The 22114-nt window shown below is 69.0% G+C and carries 19 protein-coding genes and 1 pseudogene; 11 read left to right on the top strand and 9 right to left on the bottom strand.

From position 1 onward, the window contains the following. Nucleotides 1-1082: 1082 nt before the first annotated feature. The 3 genes from ACZ4M5_RS26815 to ACZ4M5_RS26825 all read left to right on the top strand — a co-directional run bounded on the left by ACZ4M5_RS26815 (nt 1083) and on the right by ACZ4M5_RS26825 (nt 3622). Nucleotides 1083-1493, top strand: coding sequence for a peptidase inhibitor family I36 protein (locus tag ACZ4M5_RS26815; RefSeq protein ID WP_467740356.1), 411 nt, complete (start codon nt 1083-1085; stop codon nt 1491-1493). 131 nt (nt 1494-1624) lie between these two features. After that, entirely contained in the window at nt 1625-2662 is a 1038-nt protein-coding gene (locus ACZ4M5_RS26820) for a hypothetical protein (RefSeq protein ID WP_467740357.1), read from the top strand. 147 nt (nt 2663-2809) lie between these two features. Next, nucleotides 2810-3622, top strand: a complete 813-nt coding sequence (locus tag ACZ4M5_RS26825) for an alpha/beta fold hydrolase (RefSeq protein ID WP_467740358.1) — start codon at nt 2810-2812, stop codon at nt 3620-3622. Nucleotides 3623-4103: 481 nt separating this feature from the next. Here the strand turns inward: ACZ4M5_RS26825 and ACZ4M5_RS26830 are convergent, their stop codons facing one another. The 3 genes from ACZ4M5_RS26830 to ACZ4M5_RS26840 form a co-directional block, all read right to left on the bottom strand. Then, nucleotides 4104-4862 (bottom strand): enoyl-CoA hydratase/isomerase family protein, encoded by a 759-nt coding sequence (locus ACZ4M5_RS26830; protein WP_467740359.1) that lies wholly within the window; start codon nt 4860-4862, stop codon nt 4104-4106. Between the two features lie 535 nt (nt 4863-5397). Continuing rightward, nucleotides 5398-6762 carry an APC family permease gene (locus ACZ4M5_RS26835; protein ID WP_467740360.1) on the bottom strand — a complete coding sequence of 455 codons (1365 nt, stop codon included), beginning with the start codon at nt 6760-6762 and terminating at the stop codon, nt 5398-5400. Between the two features lie 45 nt (nt 6763-6807). Then, nucleotides 6808-7677: a carbon-nitrogen hydrolase family protein gene (locus ACZ4M5_RS26840; RefSeq protein WP_467740361.1), complete on the bottom strand. Its 870-nt coding sequence runs from the start codon at nt 7675-7677 to the stop codon at nt 6808-6810. A gap of 80 nt (nt 7678-7757) precedes the next feature. Here ACZ4M5_RS26840 and ACZ4M5_RS26845 point away from each other — a divergent pair, with 80 nt between their 5' ends. Beyond that, nucleotides 7758-8531 (top strand): FadR/GntR family transcriptional regulator, encoded by a 774-nt coding sequence (locus ACZ4M5_RS26845; protein ID WP_467740362.1) that lies wholly within the window; start codon nt 7758-7760, stop codon nt 8529-8531. An 18-nt stretch (nt 8532-8549) separates the two neighbouring features. On the opposite strand, the gene ACZ4M5_RS26850 is transcribed toward ACZ4M5_RS26845, so the two are convergent. Both ACZ4M5_RS26850 and ACZ4M5_RS26855 read right to left on the bottom strand, forming a co-directional pair. Beyond that, nucleotides 8550-8714 (bottom strand): hypothetical protein, encoded by a 165-nt coding sequence (locus ACZ4M5_RS26850; protein ID WP_467740608.1) that lies wholly within the window; start codon nt 8712-8714, stop codon nt 8550-8552. Nucleotides 8715-8910: 196 nt separating this feature from the next. Beyond that, nucleotides 8911-9164: pseudogene (locus ACZ4M5_RS26855) on the bottom strand (GNAT family N-acetyltransferase); the annotation flags it as partial. Nucleotides 9165-9484: 320 nt separating this feature from the next. Between ACZ4M5_RS26855 and ACZ4M5_RS26860 the strand changes: the two are divergent. Both ACZ4M5_RS26860 and ACZ4M5_RS26865 read left to right on the top strand, forming a co-directional pair. Continuing rightward, entirely contained in the window at nt 9485-9829 is a 345-nt protein-coding gene (locus tag ACZ4M5_RS26860) for a hypothetical protein (RefSeq protein ID WP_467740363.1), read from the top strand. A gap of 247 nt (nt 9830-10076) precedes the next feature. Beyond that, complete coding sequence (locus ACZ4M5_RS26865) at nt 10077-11774, top strand: peptidase dimerization domain-containing protein (protein WP_467740364.1); 1698 nt, start codon at nt 10077-10079, stop codon at nt 11772-11774. Between the two features lie 505 nt (nt 11775-12279). Here the strand turns inward: ACZ4M5_RS26865 and ACZ4M5_RS26870 are convergent. After that, entirely contained in the window at nt 12280-13041 is a 762-nt protein-coding gene (locus ACZ4M5_RS26870; protein ID WP_467740365.1) for a TetR/AcrR family transcriptional regulator, read from the bottom strand. Nucleotides 13042-13133: 92 nt separating this feature from the next. Here ACZ4M5_RS26870 and ACZ4M5_RS26875 point away from each other — a divergent pair, with 92 nt between their 5' ends. Then, nucleotides 13134-14654 carry a GMC family oxidoreductase gene (locus ACZ4M5_RS26875; protein WP_467740366.1) on the top strand — a complete coding sequence of 507 codons (1521 nt, stop codon included), beginning with the start codon at nt 13134-13136 and terminating at the stop codon, nt 14652-14654. A 317-nt stretch (nt 14655-14971) separates the two neighbouring features. Here the strand turns inward: ACZ4M5_RS26875 and msrA are convergent, their stop codons facing one another. Beyond that, the gene (msrA, locus tag ACZ4M5_RS26880; RefSeq protein ID WP_467740367.1) at nt 14972-15487 is read right to left on the bottom strand and encodes a peptide-methionine (S)-S-oxide reductase MsrA; all 516 of its coding nucleotides are present in this window, start codon (nt 15485-15487) and stop codon (nt 14972-14974) included. 956 nt (nt 15488-16443) lie between these two features. Between msrA and ACZ4M5_RS26885 the strand changes: the two genes are divergently transcribed. The 4 genes from ACZ4M5_RS26885 (at nt 16444) to ACZ4M5_RS26900 (ending at nt 20753) form a co-directional block, all read left to right on the top strand. Next, a complete protein-coding gene (locus ACZ4M5_RS26885; RefSeq protein WP_467740368.1) occupies nt 16444-17496 on the top strand; it encodes an alpha/beta fold hydrolase in 1053 nt (350 codons plus the stop codon). 204 nt (nt 17497-17700) lie between these two features. Beyond that, nucleotides 17701-18561, top strand: coding sequence for a Bax inhibitor-1/YccA family protein (locus ACZ4M5_RS26890; protein WP_467740369.1), 861 nt, complete (start codon nt 17701-17703; stop codon nt 18559-18561). Nucleotides 18562-18775: 214 nt separating this feature from the next. Beyond that, nucleotides 18776-19801, top strand: a complete 1026-nt coding sequence (locus tag ACZ4M5_RS26895; RefSeq protein WP_467740370.1) for a 2-hydroxyacid dehydrogenase — start codon at nt 18776-18778, stop codon at nt 19799-19801. Next, complete coding sequence (locus ACZ4M5_RS26900) at nt 19785-20753, top strand: hypothetical protein (protein WP_467740371.1); 969 nt, start codon at nt 19785-19787, stop codon at nt 20751-20753. The genes ACZ4M5_RS26895 and ACZ4M5_RS26900 overlap by 17 nt, the downstream gene beginning before the upstream one ends. A 117-nt stretch (nt 20754-20870) precedes the next feature. Here the strand turns inward: ACZ4M5_RS26900 and ACZ4M5_RS26905 are convergent, their stop codons facing one another. Continuing rightward, nucleotides 20871-21419, bottom strand: coding sequence for a CGNR zinc finger domain-containing protein (locus ACZ4M5_RS26905; protein ID WP_467740372.1), 549 nt, complete (start codon nt 21417-21419; stop codon nt 20871-20873). Between the two features lie 147 nt (nt 21420-21566). Beyond that, on the bottom strand, nt 21567-22043 hold the full coding sequence (locus ACZ4M5_RS26910; protein ID WP_467740373.1) for an SsgA family sporulation/cell division regulator: 477 nt from the start codon (nt 22041-22043) through the stop codon (nt 21567-21569). Nucleotides 22044-22114: the final 71 nt, after the last annotated feature.

Here is a 22114-nt window from a genome sequence, read left to right on the forward strand (position 1 = left end):
ATTGAGCAGGCAGGTCGACGACACACCATCTCGGCCGTTCGACCCAGCTCGCGCACAACACGTCCACCTCGACCCGCTTGATCGGAGCCGAGGCTACGGACTGTACAAATCAACAGCTGGGTAACGGAGTTCATCAACCTGCTTCGAGTCCTCTTTGACTTCGAGCGTGAATGACCAGGTGAACCCGAGGCAGTGCCGTGTCAGTTGTGGCCAGCTGAGCCGAGTCAACCAGAATGTCCTTGATTAGTCAAATGATCCGCACTCGACGGTTGAAGACCGGGCGCCACGGTCAATATGGTGTCGGCTGACTGCACTTGGGCGCCGTGCTCGCCCGGACAGCCGCTGCTGTACCCGGGTTCGTACCCAGTGCCAGGGCAGCGCCGGCGAGCGTCCTTGGATGCCTCGAGCCAGGTGCTCGGTTGGCTGCCTGTTGCGACTCAACCTGGCATTCGAGCATCTTCCGACGGTCATAAGTGCTTCGTCGCCGAGGTCGAGCTCGTGGTGTTCCTAGGATATCCAGGTGGGCCCTGATGGTCAGGTCGGTGTCAACGGGGCAGCCCTTGTGAGGTCCTTGCGGTACCGGATGTGTCGCAGGTCGAGCCGGATGTGCTGGTCGAGCGATCAGGGGTGCAGAAGGCGACGTTCGGCAGCCAGCCGCGTCGCAGGAGGGACCGGACCCCTTCGACGGAGTCGAGGCCGGATGCGCGAAGCGCCGGGTAGTAGTTGGTCATGCGGTCCCGGGTCGTCGCCCCAGGGATGCTCTCCGAGCTCTGGCCGGACTCCGCCCCGCATCACGCTTTCGACGAGCCGGACGGGTAGCGCAGGGTGGGATACGTACGGCGCTTCGACCAGCACAACTCACACCTGGCCAGGTCGAGTTCACGTCCGCACGTATGCGTCTTCCACTTGCACCGCAAGTGCGCGCAAGCTTGTAGGCGTTGACGTCCGATCCCTGCTCTTCGTATGGTTGCTTCGACAATTATTTTGTCCGTTGTCCAAGGTTGCATTCCCCCCGGTCCCGCGCTCGCCCGAGGGGCGCGTCCAGGTTGGAAGTTCGGAAGAGGTTGCACGCCATCATGCGTATGAAAAATGTGCTCAAGGCAGCCGCAGGCGCCGCACTACTTGCCGGGGTGAGTCTGGGAGCCTCGGTTCCCGCCCAGGCCGCCCCTACGACTCCTGCGGTAGCGGGAAGCGTGGCAGCGCTGCCCGCCGCTTCGGACTACGAGACGGCAGGCGCCACGTTCGTTCTCTACCGGGACGCCGGTCTGCAGGGTGACAATCTGAGTTTCACCCTTTACAGCCCCGGCCTCGATTCGATGCCGTCGGGGTGGAACGATGCCGTGTCCTCCGTCAGCAACTACTCCGGGCGGTCCTGGTGCACCTGGACCGATAACAGGTGGACCGGCATAAAGGGCACCTGGCAGAACAACTACTCCTGGTCGAGCCTGAGCTATCCGTACCAAGACTCGATCAGCTCAGTGGAAAAGTGCTAGTAATCACCGAGCCTCGAACGTCGACCGCCCCATCGAGCGCTCGCGCGAACGCCCTGCCCAGGGACCACGACGCCGGCCCGACCCGTGAGCGCAGGCGCTGTGCCGCGCTACCGTCTTCTCCCGCGGCGGCGGTGTCCATCGGGTTGCTGACGGCTCTGCTGGCCGGTTGCGCCTCCTCGCACGACGGCGGCCGGGATCATGCGCCTGAGGACCCCCTGTCGGGCCCGGCCATGGTGCGCGTCCTGAAAACACTGTTGCCGAAAGGGAAAATCTCCCGAGAGCACAGTTCCGGAGTGCGGAGCGAAGGGGCGCCCTCGGCCGAGGTGGTGTTCGGGGACGGCGCCCGGGCGGTGGACGTGAAAGTGCGTCTCAGCTGGTACCCCGTCCCGGTGCCCGAGCAGGTCTCGGAGTGTCCCGACACTGCCTATCACCCCTACAGCCGCTGCACCACGGTCAAGTTGCCGGACGGGGCGCGGCTGGTCCTCGACCGTTCACCGAGATCCGAGGACAGGCCTGACGGGCCCCGGCAATACACGGCACTGGTGACCTACAAGGATGGCCGCCAGGTTGCCGTCTTCGAAGCGGGTAGGGCGCAGGGCCGACCGGCCACGACCGACGCGCCGCTCGGTCTGTCCCTGGAGCGACTGTCCGCTGTCGCCACCTCCGCGGCCTGGCGGCCCGCCCTGGCCGCCCTGCCCGCGCCACGCGCCTCCGGCACCCAGGTCGATTCCGTTTCCCGGATGACCGGCGCCCAGATCAGCGCACTCGTCACCGAGCTGCTGCCGGCCGACCTGCGCGTCGCACGGAAAGGTGGCCAGAGCGGCTTCGGACACGTCGTGGCCGACGACGGTCACGGTGGGAGCCTGATCGCCGTGAACGTACAGCGATGGAAGGCCGACCGCCCCAGCATGACCCGGCTCTTCGCGGACGCCAAGACCCTGCCCGACGGAACACGTGTCAACCTGACCAAGGCCGCCCCCCAGCACGGGGGGAAGGGAACTGTCCAATGGACCGCCGACACCCTCCGCCCGGACGGACTGCGGGTGGTGATCTCAGCCGTCAACGCATCCGCGTACCTGCTTCCAGCCGGCCGTGCCACACCGGTCCTCACCATGCGGCAGCTGCAGGACATGGCCCTCGACCCGGCTTGGCAGAAGGCCAGCGACTGATCGCTCGACCGCACCACCGCCAGTCTCCGGCCGGCCGAACGCCTCAGGCTCGGTCGTCACCAGGTGCGGGGCGGGCATGCTAGTAATTTGATCACCCACACGGCCGTACCGAACTCCGTTCGGTCCTCGTACGGGGAAGGAAGCACTGTGAGCCAACAGGTCAGCGCAGCCGGCCAGGACCTCGCCTGCATCACATCGGAGGGCACCGGACCGACCGTCGTCCTGGTCCACGGCAACTCCTCGTCCGCCCGGGTCTGGCGTCCCCTGCTGGAAGGCCCTTTCGGGCGGCGGTTCCGCTGCCTGGCACTCGATCTCCCCGGTCACGGTGGCTCGGCCCGCGGTCACGGCCCCGAGGACTACGCGATTCCCAGCTACGCCTCACGGGTCGCCCGCTTCGTCGAGGAGACACATGCCGACGAGGCGGTGCTGGTCGGGTGGAGCCTGGGCGGACACGTCGTCCTCGAGGCGGCCGAGCGGTTGCCCCGGGCCGCCGGCCTCGTCCTCTTCGGCACCCCGCCCGTCAGCGGTCCGGCCGATTTCGGCAGGGCGTTCCTGCCGACCCCTGCCCTGAACGTGGGTTTCACCGCCGGGCTCGACGCAGCGGCGGCCCGCTCCTACGCCGCAAGCTTCTTGGCGCCGGGCTCCTCGTTGACGACCGACGATCTCGTCGCCGACATCCTGGCTACCGACGGAGCGGCCCGCTCCGGCCTCCTGGCGAGCATCGAGGCGGGGAACTTCGCCGATGAGGTGGCCATCGCGGCGACACTGGACCGGCCGCTCATGGTGTTGCACGGCGAGGACGAGCAGTTGGTCAGTCTGGACTACCTGCGCGGTCTGACCCTGCCCACGCTCTGGCGCGGCGAGGTACAGGTTCTGCCCGGTGTCGGGCACGCGCCGCATCTCGAGGCACCGGAGCGCTTCGCGGACGTGCTCGGCCAGTTCATGGACGACCTGGGCTGAGCCCTCCGAGACCTGCTGTGCCGAGGTTCTGCCGGAACGGGTCCTGGTAGCAGGCGCGGCTCCCGACGGACTGCCACACGGTGCCCGTCGATCAGTCCTTGAGGGAACGCTGTACCGCGAGGGGTACCACGGGAGTCTCCTCGCCCTGACGCCGCACCCGGCGCGTCAGGGCGAGGACGTGACGCACCCGCGCCTGGATGATGGCGGCAACCTCCGCGCGGGACAAGGCGTGGGCGGTGTCCGATACCCGTCGGCACGACCCATGCCTACTGACCCCGAGTGAACGTGAATGGGGTAGCACTGGGCTTCTCATTCCGTCGCGGTGCCGGCGGAGCCACAGCAGAGCGTCCCTCCAACCGCACGCCGGGCCTTCGCACGCAACTGAAATGGCGTCGGAAGACGGCGCCGCACCGCCCCGGAGACGGACCTGTGGTGAGAAGCCGATCTCGTACGCCGGCATCAACGGCCCACGGCGGCTCGGTCATTCCTGTGGCGGGCCGGACATCACTCCGGAGTCGCTGAGATACCCCAGGAATATCTCCCGTTCTCGCCGCAGGGCGTCCGCGAGGGGAAGCCTCGCACTTTCTCGCAGCAGTTCCTTGACCGCGAACAGTGAAAGGCTGGAATGCCTGGCCACTCCGTGTGCCCATCTCAATGCGTGATCGATGAATCCCTCAGTGGGCAGGACGGCGTTCAACCACCCCACGCGCAGCGCCTCATCCGCCTCGAACACCCTGCCGGTGAGGATCGCCTCGGCCGCGATACCTGGTCCCACCAGCCGGGGCAGCCGGACGCTCGACCCGCCGCCCACGATCATTCCGCTGGTGATCTCGGACTGTTGCAGGCGCGCACGTGGTGACCCGACCCTCATGGTGCAGGCAAGTGCCATCTCGCTCCCGCCGCCGGCCGCAAGGCCGTCGATGGCCGCGATGGTCGGCTGCGGTATGTCCTCGATGCGATTGAATACGTCGAGCCAGGCCTCGAACTCGCGCGAGCGAAGTCGGCCGTCGGCCCCGAACTTGATGAAATCCGGGCGATCTGAAATGTCTCCGTGATTGATGAAATACCCGTCGAGTCCGCCGGCGAGGACAACCACCTTCACCCGGTCAGTTTCTCGGGAAATGCTGTCCAGGATCTCCTCGAGCTCGAACAGCGACTGCGCGACGTAGACGTTGTCCGGTTCTCTGGTGAAGGTCAAGAGGGCGATCGCATCGTGATACTCAACTGTCCAACTGTTCACTTTTTCTCCTGTCGAGTGCTGCGCTGAGATGTCCGGAGACATCCAAGGGGCCAAGGTGTTCGCTGGGTCGCGTCTCAGGCACATCACGCCCTGAGCCACACAGCGCGGGCGTCGTCCGGCGGTACGTCCCGCGACTCGGGACAGCGCACGATGGGCGACGCCGGCGGCTACCCCTACGGCTCGGGAGTCCACTGGCGGCAAACCGATACAAGTACTTGACTTAACAACAATCCTTCAGTCGTCCGCAAGCACGCTGCATCTTGACTTCCATCACATAGGGATTGCTGGATGATCGACACTCGATGCGCGGAGACTCCCGGTCGGCGGGGCCTGACCGGACCCGGTGTAACGGCCGCGCCGAAGGCGTCGGCACCTGCGCCGAGCGGATCATGAGCAGGAGGCGCAGGCACGCCGGCCCCGGGCCTCCTCCGGCCCTGCCTCCTCCTGCCCCACGGACGCCGGGCGTCACCACCGGCTACGAGTCAGCGCCGGTGCTTCGGAAGCGGGCGCAATGGGCGCGCCTCCGTCGCACCGCTCACACCGACTCGGCGGTGACGATGGGCTCTTCCTCGAAGGTGAGTTCAGGCGGAGGGTTGCGGAAGCCTCGGGTCAGGTAGGCCAGGTAGCAAACGCCGAGAGCAAGCCAGGTGGTTCCCAGAACGAGGGCCTTGCCATCGAGGTTGGCCAGGAGCCAGAGGTCCACTGCGGCGCCGATCGTGGGGGCGATCACGTAGCCCAGCAGGCCGGGCTGCTCGCCCGCCCGGCGCTTGCGGAAGTAGGTGGCGATGACGGCGAGGTTGACGAAGGTGAAGGCGATGAAGGCGCCGAAATTGATGAAGGAGGTGGACGTCGCAACGTTCAGGTGCAGGGCGATCAGTCCGACGGCGCCGGTGAGGAGGATGTTGACAGCCGGGGTGTGGTAGCGCGGGTGGACGTGGCCGAAGATACGCCGCGGGAGGACGGAGTCGCGCCCCATGGCGTACAGGAGCCGGGAGGTGCTCGCCTGAGCGGCGATGCCGGACGCGAACTGGGCGACGACCAGGCCGGCCAGGAAGAGGGAGGAGAAGAGGTCGCCACCGACGGTCCTGGCGACTTCGAAGGCGGCCGAACCGGGATCGTCGAAGGCGCTGCCGGGATGGGCCAGTTGGGTCGCCCAGGCGACGGCCACGAAGATGCCGCCTCCGATCAGGGCGATCAGCAGGATGGCTCGGGGCATGGTGCGCTGGGGCTCGATGGTCTCCTCGGTGAGGGTCGTGACCGCGTCGAATCCGAGGAAGGAGTACGCCGCGATCGCCGCCCCGGCGGAGATGCCCGCCAGCGTGGTGGCGTCGTTGGCGAACGGGGCGGTGCTCGCCAACGCTCCGGCGCCCCCGAGGTCGAGTACGTGCCGCAGGGACAGCGCGACGAAGATGCCGATCACCAGCACCTGGAAGGCCATGAGCAGGTCGTTGGCCCGCTGGGCGGTCTTGATGCCTCGCACGTTCAGGGCGGTGGTCAGGACGATGAAGCCGATGATCCAGACCCAGAACGGGACGTCCGGGAACTGGGCTTGAAGGTAGGCCCCGCCGATCAGCCAGATGACCATGGGCAGGAAGAAGTAGTCGAGCAGGGTGGCCCAGCCGATCAAGAAGCCCACCCGGGAGTCGACGGCTCGGCGGACGTAGGTGTAAGCGGACCCGGCCACGGGGTGGGCGGCGGCCATCTTTCCGTAGCTGTGTGCGGTGAACAGCATGGCGACCAGAGCCAGCAGATAGGCGGTGGGGACGGTGCCGCCGGTGGTGTCGGCCACGATGCCGAAGGTGCCGAGCACGATCAGCGGGGTCATGTAGGCGAGACCGAACAGGACGACGGATCTGAGCGTCAGGGCGCGTGTCAAACCCTGGGTGGGGGTGTTCTCCATGATGACGGGCTCCACGGGGGGACGGGCGAGCGGTGAGCAGGAGGCTCAGCCGGTGGCGGGGTGCCAGCGGCCCGGGTCGATGCGGCCTCCGTACAGCGGCAGGGCGATCGGGGCGTCGGTGTCGGTGAACTGGTTCCACATGCGGTTGAGCCCGGCCGTGCCGAACGTGCGGACGCGGGTGACCTCGTCCAGGTCGAGTACGTCGGTCAGCACGGTGACACCGGAGTCGGGAGCCTCGGTCCGCACCCGCCCCTCGGGGTCGACGACGAGGCTGCGGCCGGTGCCGACGGGGCCGGCGGTGTTGACGCTGACGACGAAGACCTGGTTGACGATGGCGTTGGCACGGGCGAGAACGAGCTCGTGGGCGCGGTCCGATGTGGTGGTCATGACGGGGTTGACGATCACCTCGGCGCCCATCCATGCCAGGTGGCGCGCGACCTCGGGGAACCATGCGTCATAGCAGATCGACATGCCGATGCGGCCCACGTCAGGCAGGTCCACGACGACGAAGCGGTCACCGGGGTCGTACGGCTCGTGCGGCCGCCAGGGGAAGATCTTGCGGTACGAGGCGGCGAGGCGGCCGTCGGGTGAGTAGACCGGCGCCGTGTTGAACAGTTCGCCCCGCTCGCCGCGCTCGCACACCGTGCCCGGAACCAGCCAGATGCCGAGGTCTCCGGCCAGCGCGGCAAGCTGCCGGGATCGAGGTCCGTCCATCGGCTCGGCTGCATCCTGCAGCTGTTCGGTCACCGCTGCCGAGGCGTCGACGCCGCACAGGTGCAGCTCGGGATGGACAACAAGGCGGGTCTGCGGAAAGCGAGCCAGCAACCCCTCGACATCTTCGGCGAATCCGGACAAGGGCGCTGTCGCCGGGCGGGGAAGTGCCTGGACGAGGGCGATGGGCAAGGGGCGGGACATGGCGAGGAAATTAACTCAAGTTGAGATGTTAATCAATGGGCTCACTTTGATCTGTTATCCGACTCGCTACATTGACGGTCATGGCTCACCCCCAGGATGGCCCGCGGCCGGCCGACACGGCCGCCCTGCCTTTCACCGCCCCCGCGCTCGACGGCATCCGCCGGCTCACCGCGCTGGACACGGTGCGCGCCCGCATCGCACTCGCCGTCGACCTGGGACTGCTCGCCCCGGGCGAAAGGCTTCCGCCCACCGACCAGATCGCCACGGCCCTCGACGTCGGAGAGATCACCGTGCGGCGCGCCCTGTCATCGCTGTGTCAGGAGGGCGTGCTGGAGCGCCGCCGCGGTCGCAACGGGGGCACCCGCGTCGCCGACCGGCCGACGCGGGGAGTTGTGAAGGCGGCGGATGCCTACCGAGCGCAGCACACCGAGGTGCACGCACTGATCGACCAACGACTCGTCCTGGAATGCGGCCTCGCCCACCTGGCGGCCCGCAACGCCGACGAGGCTGCCTTGACGCGCCTCCAGCAACTGGCCGACGAGATGGACCAGATCCCGACCTGGGCGGAGTTCCACGGCTGCGACGAGCGGTTCCACCTCACCCTCGCCGCCGCCACCGGCGTCCCCGCAGCCGCCGAGACCTACAGCCGCGTGCTCCGCCAGCTGTACCGCTACTACCTGCCCTACCCGATGGAGGCTCTGCGACAGTCCAACCGCGAGCACCACGCTCTGATCGAGGCCCTGCGCGACGGCGATACGGCAGCAGCAGCCGACGTCGCCCGCGAACATGTGGAGGAACTCCACCACACCATGTTCGTCGGTCTACTGGAGGCGGCGGACCGCAGGGACCGGTGAGCCTGTCCTGCCTTTCCGTCAGCCGCCGACGTGGATGCCGGGGCGGCGGTCGGGGTCGGGTTCGTTGCTGCGGATGATCTCACGGGTGACGGGGGCGGTGTCGCCGCGGCCGAGGAGGAAGTAGCGGAACATGTGCTTCAGGGGGCTGCCCTCGTCCCAGGAGAAGTAGCAGTGCGGCCGCACTCCGGTGGCGTCGCGCAGGGTGAGCAGGACGGCGGCGATGGCGTTGGGTGCGGCCGGGGCCTGGGCGCGCAGGATGCGGTAGCCGTCGACTTCGACGCCCCGTGGACGGTGAGGGTCTCGCTGACGTCGGACGGGGCTTTGACGTCGATTTCCAGGAAGAGCACGTCCGCGAGGCCCGGTACCGGGTTGCCGCTGTTCGCGCTCTGTGGCTCGGCCTGAAGCCGATACGAGGGTAGACGGGTGCGCCGGCAACGGTCGCGTGCAGTGTGGCGCGGGTCAGGCCGGTGGCGCGAGAGCCCTCGTACAGTGCCTTGCGCGTGGCTGCTTCCCCATGGCCCGCTGCCACGGCGGGTCCGTGGCGACCAGGAGGAAGGAGTGTCGGCCCCCGGCTGCCACGGTGCCGGCGCACGCAACGGGGATGTCGCCGCGCATGGCCAGATAGGCGTGCACGTGGATGCGGACGTGGGCGACCTTCCGGGCATCGCTGTCCGGTGGGCTGACTGCCGGTTCGCGTTCTGAGATTTTCCGTGCGGCAGTTGAGAGCGGTCACCTGCCGGCACCCGGCGATGCGGCGACTCTCCGAGATGGTCCCCTCAAGGACACCGTACGCACGCCGCGGTGACCGCTGCGACAACCGCCGTCCCGCAACCAACTGTGTGAAGTGACCTGACAGGTCAACACTTTTGGATATACACTTGCACAGTCAAGTACTTGTTCGGCGTGCCGACGCCCGTTCTGTCACGCCATGTTCTCAACAGGGAGAAACCGGGATGAAGATGAAGAGGATCGTCAGGTCGGCCGTTACCGCCATGGCGATGGCAACCGTGGTCCTGGGCCTCAACGCGGGCACCGCTTCGGCCGCCACGTACGTGTCCGTCTGGGGCGCAGAGGGCCGGTACGACAACAACCCCGGCAACGGAGCCGCCAGTTGGATCTGGGTCTACACCGGTGACAACTCCGAGGCACGCTTGACCTACATCCTCAACGACGGCAGCAGGCACGAGCTCACGGCCACCGGCACCTACAGTTCCGCCACCGCCAGCCTGAACCAGGACGTGCGAACCATCCAGGTTTGCACCAACTTCCCGACTCCGGTCTGCTCCTCCTGGAGTTAGTACTGGTCCGGGCACCTTCGCCGCAAAGCGTGCACTGACTGACGGGCAGGTGGGGTGGAAGCCCCAACGGATCGCTTCGCTCGTCAGTCAAGCACCGGCTCGGTGGGTTCCGGCGAGCGAAGTGGTCGTGGGACGGATCGCCCCAGCCCGGGATGAGGTACGTATCATCGCTGTAGGCACATGTATGACTGCGTGTCAGGCAACCGCCGCACCGGCTCCTCCCTCACACTTCGAGAACGAGACAGACATGAACGACGTCCACCCCGGTCGCAGGCGACTGCTGAAGATGTTCGGGCTGAGCGCCACCGCGACCACCGCCACCGTTCTCCAGGCCGACCCGGTGCTCGCCGCGACCCTCGGCTACGACGAGAAGGCCGGCGTCTCCCCCACCTCCTACAGGGCTCCTGAGGGCCTGGCCAAGAGCACCGCGGCCAAGCAGGCGGCACTGGCCTGGATCGGCGCCAATGAGGACGCGATCACCAGGTTGAGCGACGAGGTGTGGCAGCACGCCGAGTTGTCGCTGCGCGAGTGGAAATCCTCCCTCGCCCACGCCAAGCTGCTGAAGGACAACGGCTTCACCGTCGAGTGGGGCCCGGCCGGTTTCCCCACGGCCTTCGTCGCCTCCTACGGCACCGAGGGGCCCGTCCTCGGTTTCAACGCCGAGTACGACGCCCTGCCCGGCCTGTCCCAGAAGAAGGGCGTGGGCCGGCACGACCCCCTGGTTTACCACTACGACGCGTACGGCCCCACCTACGGAGCGGGTCACGGTGACGCTCACAACGCCCTGGGCGCGGGCGGCACAGCCGCCGCGATCGCCGTCGCCCGGGCGATCCGCACCAACGGGCTCAAGGCCCGCGTCAATCTGTTCGGCAGCGCCGGCGAGGAACAACTCGTCGGCAAGGCGTACGCGGTCAAGGACGGTGTCTACGACGGCCTCGACGCGTTCCTGGACTGGCACCCGTTCAACATCACGGTGCCCTTCTGGAACACGACCAGCTCGCTGATATCGGCCACGTTCACCTTCCTCGGCGCCTCCGGCCACGGGGGCGCCCCGCTGGGCAACAAGAGCGGCCTCGACGGCGCCCTGCTGATGGCGACGATGTCGGAGTACCTGCGCGAGAAGAACGTCGCCCCGTCCGGTCGCTTCCACTACGCCGTCATCAACGGGGGCGGCGCGCCGAACGTGACCCCGGACATGTGCTCCGTCTGGTTCTTCGTCCGCGAGGGGAGCCCGGCGCGCGCCAAGGTGCTGTACGACAAGATCGTGGAGTGCGGCAAGGCGGCCGCACAGGCCAGCCAGACCCGCCTGGTGCACAAGTTCCACTCCGCGACGTGGAACCTGCTGGCCAACAAGGCCGGTGCGGAGCTGCTCAACGACAACATGCGGCAGATCGGTGCCCCGAAGTTCACGGAAGCCGATCACGCGCTGGCAAAGGCCGTGCAGAAATCGCTGGGCAAGCCCGAGGTCGGCATGCCGACCGACCTGACCCCCCTCGCTCCCCCGGCGGCGGCGTACACCGGCGGTCTGGCCACCGACACCGCCGACATCAGCTGGCAGACGCCCACGGCCGTGCTCCTCTCCGCCGCCTACCCGCCCGGTGTCCCGAACCACAACTGGGGCGCCACGGCGACGGCCGCCACGAACATCGGCCACCAGGCGCTGCTGTCCGCCGCGCGCTACCTGGCGGCAGCGGCGATCGATCTGATCGAGCAACCGGACCTGCTGGACGCGATGAAGCAGGAGTTCGAGGACCGTACCGCAGGTGTCGAGTGGGCCTCTCTGATCCCGGACGGCAACCAGCCGCCGCTGTACGAGCCTCCGGCCGCGTTCCTGAAGGCGACCGGACAGAGCTGGCCACCGGAAGGAGTGACCTGGCCGGTGCCGCCGGTGGTCTCCACCGAGCAGTTGGGCACCACCGGCCCCAGTCTCGGGCCGGTGACCTGAGCTCCGGCCCGCGGGGGCAACTCCTCACGACGTTCCGGCAGTTCGTTCGTGAGTTCCCCTCCCCTGCGGTGTGACACACGGCTGAGCGGCTGCTGATCGTACGCGGGGGCCACTGCCTTTCCGGGGGGCCACCGGTCAATCGAAGGTCCTGCTGGTGACGTCGTACGCGCGGCACGACCCGGGGCCGGCGGATGTGCACCAGCATGCCGGCGGTGACGCCGCGTCGGCGACGCCGAGGCTGGGACCTCACACTGAGTAACCATCCTGACCGGTGACGTGGGCTTGTTCATGATCATTGGTTCAGATGGTGACGCCCGGGCGGCGCCGGTCTCCGTATCTCCACGCCAGGAGAAGACCATGGTTGCTTCCCCGCCCCGGAAGCAGGACCGCCAAGACGCGAAGGACGGACGGAACCGGGCGCGCGACGGCCCGCCGGAGTCCGCCTCCGTCCTTCCGAACGCCGCCCGCACCCCGTCCGCCCGGCCCTGCTGAGCACCCGTGCATCTCAGCCCGCAGGCGGCGCCGCCCCCTCCGGCCGACTGTCGGCAAGCCGGTTGAGCCACTCGATCAGCAAGGGTTGCTCCGCCGCGCTGAGCGCGGGGGTGCCGTCGCGATGGAGTGCGGCGCGCAACGCCATCGCCGCGGCGGCGGTGTCGTGCCGCCTGTCGTCGTCCCCGGCGTGTGGGGTGGCGGGCGTGGTGATGGCCGCGATCACGACGTCCCGTGCGGCATCCGCGGTCTCCAGATCCCTGGTCTCCGGCGGAGCGCTGATCATCGTCAGGATCGTGCCCATGCCGGCGGCGTGCATGACAGTCGTCGCGCGCTCGACACTCATGCGCAACCGCCCCGCAGCGGCGACCCTGGTCATCATCTTCTGCAGTTCGGCCACGGCTCGCCGTCCCGCCCGAGGCAGATGACCGGGGCGGGCCTGACCGTAGACCAGCGTGTAGTACGCGGGTTGTACCAGCCCGAAGCGAATGTGCAGATCCCACGCCACCCGCAAGTCCTGCACGGGATCCCCGGTCGCGGAGAGCTGCCCCTTGAACTTCAGATAGGTCTCGAAGCCGTACTCGCCGACGGCCTCGAGCAGACCGTCCTTGTCGCCGAAGAGCCGGAAGATCGTGGGAGGTGGCACATCGGCGCGGGCAGCGACGGCGCGCGTGGACAACGCGTCCAGGCCCTCGCTCTCCAGCAGTCCGGCAGCGGCCAGCACGATCCGGGCCCGCAGTGGCCCGGAGGTCGGCTCGGTTCCGTCGTCAGCAACCATGACTCAACGATATCAATTTTTGCATATCACTGATTCGAACCAGTGTTACGCTCGATTGCGGACCAACGATCCACGCAAGGAGACGACAAGACATGGCCTCTCACGCAACGGGTTACGACGTGATCGTGGTCGGTGGCGGTACGGCCGGTTCCGTGCTCGCGGCACGGCTGTCGGAGGACGAGGATGCCGAGGTCCTGCTCCTGGAGGCGGGTACCGCTGCGTCCGGCCTGCCGGACGCGGTAGCCAGTCCTCCCGCTTGGCCCTCGCTCGTCGCATCAACCGCGAACTGGGGGGACAGGACAGTGGTCCAGGGCGCATCCGGCGCGCCCGTGCCCCTGCCCCGTGGCCGCGGGCTGGGCGGATCCTCGGCGATCAACGCCATGGTGTTCGCCCGTGGCCATCGCTCCAGCTACGACAGCTGGAGCGACCACGGCGCGAAGAACTGGACGTACGACGACCTGCTGCCCTACTTCCAGCGCAGCGAGACCGCGGTGAGCCGCGCTCCGGGCCGCGGGACCGAGGGGCCGTTGATCGTCGGGCCCGCCATCGAACCCAACGACGTCCTGCTGGCCTGCCTGGCGGGTGCGGTGGCAACTGGTCACCGCAGGGCCTTCGACATCAGTGGCGGCCTGGAGGAGGGGTTCGCCCCGGTCGACCTGAACATCGTCGACGGGCGTCGGCAAAGCGCGGCCGATGCCTATCTGCTTCCCGTCCTGGGGCGGCCGAACCTGCACGTCGTCACGGACGCCGTCGCCCACCGTCTGCGGTTCGAGGGTGACCGGTGCACCGGCGTCGAGTACGAGGTCGACGGCCGGACCCACACCGCCAGGGCCTCCGGGGAAGTGGTACTCGCCGCCGGGACCATCGGTTCGGCACACCTGCTGCTGCGGTCCGGCGTCGGCCCCGAGAAGGACCTGCGGGCGGCACAGGTAGAGGTGTTCCATCCCCTGCCCGGTGTCGGCAGGAACCTGCACGACCACCCGCGGGCCAACCTCGTCTACAGCGCGCAGCGGCAGGTGCCCACGCCGCACAACAACCACGGCGAGATCCTCGGCCTGTTGCGCAGCCGGCCCGAGCTGGACGGGCCGGACGTGCAGATCATCTTCATCGACATCCCCCTGCCCAATCCGGTTGCCCCGGTGGCCAACGGCTTCACCATAGGTGTCTCCCCCATGCGTCCGGTCAGCCGCGGCAGCCTGCGCATCACGTCCGCCGACCCGTACGCGCCACCCGTCCTGGACCCCGCCTACTTCGCCGAGGAGGAGGACGTACGGGCGGTGCTGTCCGGCATCGCGACGGCTCGTAGGATCGCCTGGTCGTCGGCGCTCGCCGAATGGGGCATCGAGGAGGTCAGCCCCGGTCTCAACGCCGTGGACGACCAGTCGATCGGCGACTACGCCAAGAAGTACTTCGGTTCCTATTGCCATCCGGTCGGCACCTGCGCCATGGGGGAGGACGAGGTGTCCGTGGTCGACTCCGGGTTGCGCGTGCGCGGACTCGAAGGACTGCGCGTGGCGGACGCCTCCGTCATCCCGTCGATCCCGTCCGGCAACACCAACGCCACGGTGTACGCGATCGCCGAGCGGGCGGCCGACCTGCTCCGCCGCCCGTGAGGTGTCGCATCACCCGCAGGCGCGGGTGATGCGACGATCGACGTGGCGAGGGCGGCTCGGAGCCGCGACCCCGTCGATGACGGACTCGGGCGCGGCACCGCCTCGGTGCCGCGTGCCAGCTCCGTCCCCCCGGCACCGGGAGCGCGAGACGGCGGCTCGGGCGGCGAGGACAGCCTGGACATCAGCAGAGCAGTTGCGAGCGCCGGCGATGCGTATGCGGTCGCCGAACCCTCACCCTCCGGTGCCCGCGCCGCAGCCACCAGGACGGCATGACCGGGAAAGGCCAGGTGTAGCCCTCCCCGGTCCCGCCGCGTTCCTCAAGCCTCGGCGCGCCTGGGCAGCCGCCAGTTGGGGCGCGGGAAGTGGCAGGTGTAGCCGTCCGGGTAGCGCTGCAGGTAGTCCTGGTGCTCCGGCTCGGCCTCCCAGAACTCGCCGGCCGGGACGACCTCGGTCACCACCGGCCCCGGCCACAGCCCGGACGCCTCGACGTCGGCGATGGTGTCCTGCGCGACCCGCCGCTGCTCCTCGTCGAGGTAGAAGATGGCCGAGCGGTAGCTGACCCCGATGTCGTTGCCCTGGCGGTTGCTGGTGGTGGGGTCGTGGATCTGGAAGAAGTACTCCAGGATCGCGCGGTAGTCGGTGGCCGTGGGATCGAAGACGATCTCGATCGACTCGGCGTGCCGGCCGTGGTCGCGGTAGGTGGGGTGCGGCTTGTCGTTGTCGCCGCTGTAGCCGACCCGGGTGCGCACCACACCGGGAAGCGACCGGATCAGCTCCTGCATACCCCAGAAGCAGCCACCGGCGAGCAGCGCCCGCTCCTCGACGTCACTCATGGCGCATCACCTTTCTGCCGACTCACACTTCGTCACCATCTTGACAGGTGATAGCGTGACAGGCAACCGTATCATCGGTCGGGCCCCATTGCGGACCGGGACGTTGGCGAGGCACGACGACGGCCGACCGAGGCACGACGACGGCCGACCGAGGCACGACGACGGCCGACCGAAACGTGGAAGCCCGGCCACCATCGAGACGCAGGTCGAGCCGGGCAATGACGCGGCCGGTCGGCGCCGCTGGCTCTCGACGAACTCACCGCCGTCGCCATCCGGCTCGTTCATGCTCGAGCCGGCGCTCGTCACGACAGGACGGCAAGGCGGGCCCGTGAGCCGGATCGGCCGCGGCGGGGCGCCGGCCTCGTGAAGTGAGCCGAATTGCGCCTCCACAGTGCTTCGCGCTCGAGCGGTGCCCTGCCGGTCCACAAGCGACCAGGCCGCGGATCATTTTCCAGCCGACCGTGAACCCTGCCGCCCTCCTGTCCCGTTGTCTGATTGGAGACTCCCGCCGCCGAGTGCTCATTGGCTGGGTCGGTGGCGGGACAGCGGCCTCCGCACATGCTTCCCCGATGTGGGGAGGCCGCCTCCTCAGCCCCGCTCGGCGCCACTGGACCGGCGGCCGGGCGGGTCGGCCCGGGCGTGGGGACGGTTACCAGGCCGATTGGCCGGCTACCTCTGTGGGCGCGCCGGCAACGCCCGGATGGCGGGGTGCACACGCCATTCGCGGCCGGCGCGCTGTTCCGCTTTCGGAATCGAGGGCGGAACAGCGCGTCCTGCCTCTCCTCCCGCTGCACACTTCCGCCCGTGCAGGCGATTTCCCCGCGACCGCGCTGCGTCCACGCGGTTCCGCTTGACAGCCGAAGCCCGATCAGCCAACCTCGTCACCATTCCAACCGGTGACGCGCCCTGCACTCTCCGTACTCCCGGGCGCCTCGAAGGAAAGCGGGACAGCCGCAATGATCAGCAGGCGAGCACTTGCGTACGCGATGACCGCTATGGCCTCCGGAGCGACCCTCGCGACGGCGGCGGCGAGGCCGGCTTCGGCGGTCACCGGAAGGCATGCCCCGGCACCGACGAGGGACGCGGGCCGGATCCGGTCTGCGACGGGGCTCGGAGGGATCCGTCACGTCCGCACCGACACGCTGGAGATCGCCTATCACGCGGTCGGCCCTGCCCGCGGCACACCGGTGATCCTCTCCCACGGCTGGCCGTTCGACCCGGTGGGCTCGTACGCAGAGGTCGCCCCCGCCCTGGCTCGGCACGGGTACCGGTGCTACGTCCCTTACCTTCGCGGCCATGGCGGGACCCGCTTCCTGCACAAGGACACGTTCCGGTCGGGGCAGCAGGGCGCGCTGGGCAAGGACCACATGGACTTCATGGATGCCCTGGGCATCGACCGGGCCGTGTTCGCCGGCTACGACTGGGGCGGGCGGGCGGCCGATGTCGCCGCCGCGCTGTGGCCGCAGCGCTGCCTGGGCCTCGTCTCCGTGAACAACTACCTGATCCAGGACATCGCCAAGGCGCAGCAGCCGTTGCCGCCGGCCATCGAGTCCGGCTACTGGTACTTCTTCTACTTCCTCACCGAGCGCGGCCGGCTCGGCCTTCAGAGGGACCCGAAGGAGTTCGCGCGGGTGGTGTGGCACCGCAACTCGCCGCAGTGGCGGTTCACCGAGGCCGAGCTCGACCAGGCGGCGGCTCTGTGGACGAACCCCGACTACGTGGACGTCGTGATCCACAGCTATCGTCACCGGCTCGGAGCCGCGCCGGGCGACCCCCGCTACGCCGAGATCGAGCGGCGACTGGCCGGGCAACCGCCCATCACCGTCCCCACCGTCACCCTGGACGGCCAGGCCGACGGCGTCACGCCGCCCACCGACGGGACGCCTTCGGCCGCTCACTTCACGGGGCCCCGGGTGCACCACGTGGTTCCGGGTGCCGGACACAACCTCCCCCAGGAGGCTCCCGGGGCCTTTGCGTCGGCAGTCCTGGAAGTGGGGGCACTGCGCTGAGAGCCTCACACTCCGGACGCACTCAATCGTCACCCTTTAAACCGGTGATACCCCTTGCGCCATTCCTCGTCACCAGTCAGAATGGTGACGCGTCCAGTCGATCGGTACCGCGAACCCCCGGGGCGCCTCCCGCGGACAAGCCGAGGCACGACGGCCGGAACGCACCACACAGGCCGCCGCGCGCGGCGGACTAGGAGGAATGCCGTGAAGTCCAGCAACCCGATCTTCGCCCGGAGCGGATTCACCCGCTCCCCGGATCGCGCGTACACCGACGCCGACCGGCTGCAGCCGACCGGCGTCGGCTCCACCGTCGACCACACGGTCAACCCCTACGCGGCCGACGGACGCATACGCCTGGTCAAGGACGAGACGGCCGACCGGGTCACGATGACCGTGGACGACGTCGTCGTCCGCACCGCCTCCACCCTCGGCACGGTGGCACTGACCGCCGTGCTGTCCTGGCTCCTTCTGCCCGTCGACGAGGCCGGCATCGGCCGCTCCTACGGCATCGCCGTCGCCGCCGCCCTGGTCGCCTTCGTCCTCTCACTCGTCCAGGCGTTCAAGCGCAGCCCTTCGCCAGCGCTCATCCTCGGATACGCCGCCTTCGAGGGGGTCTTCCTCGGCGTCATCTCGAGTGCGACGTCCACCTACATCGCACCGGGCGTGGTCGTCCAGGCCGTTCTGGGCACCTTCGCCGTCTCGGCCGGCGTGCTGATCGCCTACCGGATGCGCTGGATCCGTGTCACCCGACGGTTCTACGGGTTCGTTCTGGCCTCGGCGACAGGCTTCCTGCTGCTGACGGTGGCGAACCTTCTCTTCTCCGCGTTCGGTGCCGGTGACGGGCTGGGCTTCAACAGCGGTGGTCTCGGCGTGGTCTTCGGTGTCGTCGGCATCCTCCTCGGAGCGTGCTTCCTGGCTCTGGACTTCAAGCAGGTAGAGGACGCCATCGCCTACGGCGCCCCGCGCGATGAGTCGTGGGTTGCGGCCTTCGGTCTCACCATGACGCTGGTGTGGATCTACCTGGAGGCGCTGCGGGTGCTGTCGATCTTCCAGTCGGACGACTGAGGCACTCGCCTTGGCGAACGGGAGCCCGCACACGCGGGCTCCCACAGGTGCGGAGTGCAGCGGCTGCAGGGATGCTCGGAGCGGTCCGGGCACTGCGACGACGGCCGGGGCCACGGGCCGCTGTGACCGCCTTCACGTGAACCCCGCGCCCTCCGCCCGCGTGATGGTCGTGAACGCGCACCGGCGAAGGCCGAACCAGAAGAGCTGATGCACCATGAAAGACGGCAGGACCGTCTGGCTTCCCTATCGTCCGGAGAGGATCGCCGGCCTCCCGGACGGACTCACCTACCACTACTGGGACGGTTCGCCGAGCCTGCCCGGTGATCCGGCGGATGTGCGGTTCCTGGTGGGACCGACCGCGCCCGGCACGGAGAAACAGCTGTGCGACCTGCTGCAGCTGACCACCCGCCTGGAAGTGCTGCAGCTCCTCAGCTCGGGTTACGAGCACATCGTGCCGTTGGTGGAGAGCCTGCCGTCAGGACTCCGTGTCTCCACCGGACGGGGTGTGCACAGTGGTGCGACGGCGGAGTTGGCGGTCACTCTGCTGCTGACACTGTCACGAGGCATCGACGACTTCGTGCGCCGACAGCCCGAGGGTGGCTGGGCGCGCGGTGTCTGGCGCACCTTGCTGGGCAAACGGGTTCTGGTCGTCGGCCATGGTTCCGTCGGTCGCGCCGTCACCGCCAGGCTCCGCCCGTTCGGATGCGAGATACTCCCCGTGGCCCGGCGCGCGCGCACCACCGCCGCCGGCCGCGTGCACGGTGTCGCGGAACTGCCCGCCCTGTTGCCGGCGGCGGACGCCGTCATCCTGTGTGCGCCGCTGACCGACGAGACGCACGGCATGCTCGGCCCCGCGGAGCTGGCCCTGCTCAAGGACGGCGCGCACGTGGTGAACGTGGGCCGCGGTGAACTCGTGGACACCGATGCGCTCACCCGCGAAGTCGGCGACGGACGGCTGCGGGCCGCTTTGGACGTCACCGCTCCTGAACCCCTCCCGCCCGGCCACCCGCTGTGGACGCTGCCCGGCGCGCTGATCACTCCGCACGTGGCGGCCTTCACCGATGCGTTTCCCCGTATGACCGAGGAGTTCCTCGTCCGGCAGCTGCACCGGTTCGCCGCGGGAGAGGCCATGGAGAACGTCGTGCTCACCCTCCACGGCCGAGTGACGGGCGGCACGCGTGCCGGAGACGAGCATGTGACGGGGGAAGCAGGGCTCGCGAGCGATGACCGAGCCGCATAGGCGGACGACGGCGACCGGGAACGCGGACGGACCGCGGCCTGCGATCGGCCCCTGGCTCGCCCCGGCCGCGGTCTTCGAGGGGTACGAACGCGCGGGCCGCTCCGCTCCCGGCCTGGCATGGTCATCCTTCACCTCCCACTGGAACTGGGCCGCTCCCCTGCCCCACGCCGTCGCACAGGACGGTCCGGGCGGCCTGCCCATCGCCCGGCCGGCCCCGGGCGGGTACTCCCTGTCCGGGACGTGGCGCCTGCCGCCGGGTACACCGGTCGGGCGGTGGCTGGCACTGCCGCTCGCCGGTCGATGGCCCGCGCACTCCGGACGATCCGCGGCAGCGTCACCGGATCGACCCGACGTCTTCGTGATCGCCTCGAAGGTCCTGCCGCGGCCCGCAGGCCTGCGCGTGGTGTCGGCGCCGGTCGCCCCGCGCGCCGTCTTCCACCTGGACGACGTCCATGTACCGGCCGGTTTCACCGCCTGCTACGGCGGCACCCCGCTGCTGGACCAGGACGCCTCCTTCCTGTGGACAGCCGCCGCCGGCATGGCGGTGGGCGCGGCGGTCCGCCTGACCGACGAACTGGCCTCCCTCGGCTCGAACCCGTCGGCCATCCCCGTCCTCTCCCCCACCAGGGCGGCCGCCGAACTGTCGGCACTGCTGCATCACGAACGGCTGGCGTTCACGGCGGAGCGATACAACGGTCCCGGCCGCGGGCGGCTCGTCGTCCTCGCGGCGCGTGATCCGCTGGCGGTACGGATCCGGCGGGCCGCCCTGCTCACCCAGCACGTGGTCACCAGGGCCTACGAGAGGGCGATCCTGTTCCCCGGTGCACACGGGCGCCATCCCCTGGAGTCTCTCGTCGCGGACAGCGGCGCCGTCCTCCAGCACCTGCGGAACACGGTGGATCTGCTCCCGCAGACTGCGGACGGCAGTCGCCTGGAAGGCAACGATCGGTGATCACCGTCAGGGCGATGCCCGGCAAACCCGGCACTCGCCCCGTCGGCGGCGGCCCGGCGCTACGGCCACTGATCCGGTGGCTCCGGGCCGGCACGGAACCGGCCCGGAGCCACCGGATCAGCTCATCGATTCCTGCTTGCGAGCCCGGTAGGCGGCGGCCTTGACCCTGTTGCCGCAGGTCTTCATGGCACACCATTCCCGCCGGTGGCCGCGGGAACGATCGAGGTAGACCTGGGTGCACTCGGGGCGGGAGCACTCGCGCAACAGCGCCCCGTCGTCACCGCCGAGGATCTCGATCGTCTGGCGGGCGAGTGCGGCGAGGCCCTGTGCGACCGAGCCCGTACGCGTCACGCCGTCGGGTCCGAGCCGCAGTGTCACGGGCAGTCCGGAAGCGTGGAGGTTCACCTCTGTGACCGCTTCGGGAGGCAGCGGCTCCCCCGAGAGACGGGCGGACACCAGGGAGTAGATCGATTCACGCAACTCCACGGCGATGGCGAGGTCTGCCTCGCCGGCGCCCGGCGGCAGATCGACCATTCCGGATTCCACGAACCAGTCGTCGAGCAGCTCGGGGGAAGCCAGCTTCTCCCCCGGCGCGGCGTTGCGTCGTGCGCGCAGCGTGCCGACGAAGTCGAGGGGCAACGTCCCGCAGGGAAAGGCATGATTCACGTAACCATTCTGGCCAGTGACTGCCGAATGCGCAACCCCCTGGTGGCCCACCGCGCCGCCGGCCGGAATGCGTCACCGGGGACACCGGGCCGGTGACGGGCGGGGGAGTCGCGTGGGCAGCCCTGGGGCGCCGCGAGACGGACTGCTTCACGCGGTCGGGTCGGGCTCCGGGTCGTCCAGCACCGACTCGATGAACGCGTCCCAGTCCAGGGCGTCCATCTCCACCTCGGCCGCCACGATGCCGTAACTGGCGTCGAGCCACTCCGCCACCTCGGCGGCGGGCAGTTCGAACACGGCGCTCGCGTCCTTCGACTCGAGCAGCAGCCAGGCCGCCTCCCCCTCGTCGGAGTGCATGGGCCACACCTGGACGTCACCTTCGCCGCTCTCCTCGAACAGCCCGCGGTAGAGCAGTTCACGGCCGATGTGCCAGGTGACGCTCGGCCCCCGCCACGGCGTGAGGGTGACAGAGACGGTCATGGGCGTCGACGCGTCGAAACGGAACTCGGCTCGCGTGGGCTGCTGGGGCAGGCCGTCCACCACGCGGAACACCCTCAGAACGAGTGCGGGCAGTTTCTGCAGCGCTGTCCGGCGTATCCCGAAGCCGGACTGTTCGCCGTTCGTCACGGAATTCCCCTCCGCAGTGCGAGGTGTCGGTAACGACTGATTCCCACCGGTGCGCCCGGCGGCATCAGTCA

The sequence above is a fragment of the Streptomyces sp. NPDC026246 genome (assembly GCF_055567995.1).